Source organism: Bacillus sp. SM2101 (assembly GCF_018588585.1).
Taxonomy (GTDB): Bacteria; Bacillota; Bacilli; order Bacillales; family SM2101; genus Nanhaiella; species Nanhaiella sioensis.
In genome coordinates this window covers 1-573 of the sequence record NZ_JAEUFG010000136.1, presented here as the reverse complement: position 1 = coordinate 573, position 573 = coordinate 1, and the positions used below count along the sequence as shown (strand labels likewise).

The following is a 573-nucleotide window of genomic DNA, read 5'->3' as shown; positions in this document are numbered from 1 at the left end:
GATAATCGGTTGTATCGAGGTAAGAAAATATTAGCCACAGATACCAAGTTAAAGGAGCTATTAGTATGAGTATGAAAGAATGGATTAATATGGATGTTGATAAACTTGAGTTATTAGACGTAACAGACATAGAAAAGGCACGTGTCAAAAAACATTTACTAAAAAGACGCAAAAAATTACCGATTTGGCGTAATATTGCTGTTGCTGCTGCTATCATTGTTGGAGCAAGTTCGGCAACAGGTTTTGCATTCCCGACTCTTGCATCACAAATTCCGTTTATAGATAATGTAATTAATTATTTTAATAATGAAGAGCAACATTACAAAAATTTTGAAATATTCTCTACTGATATTGGTCTTGCGCAGACGGATAATGACGTTTCGGTCATGATTGATAACGCGGTATACGACGGCACGAACATTACAGTATCGTTTGCGATTGAAACAAATCATGATTTTGGAAAAGCGATGAAAATGAGTGGGGGAAACTATTTTAGTGTCATTGGTGAAACCGGTAGTGGTGGTAGTTATCAAATTAATAAGATTAGTGATACACACTATGTGGGCTTATCAA

General features: G+C 35.3%; 1 protein-coding gene. It reads left to right on the top strand.

Features of this window, described 5'->3' with window-relative positions:
* Positions 1–65: 65 nt before the first annotated feature.
* Positions 66–573 (top strand): DUF4179 domain-containing protein (locus JM172_RS24615; RefSeq protein WP_214484999.1); only part of this gene is annotated, 508 nt, incomplete at its 3' end.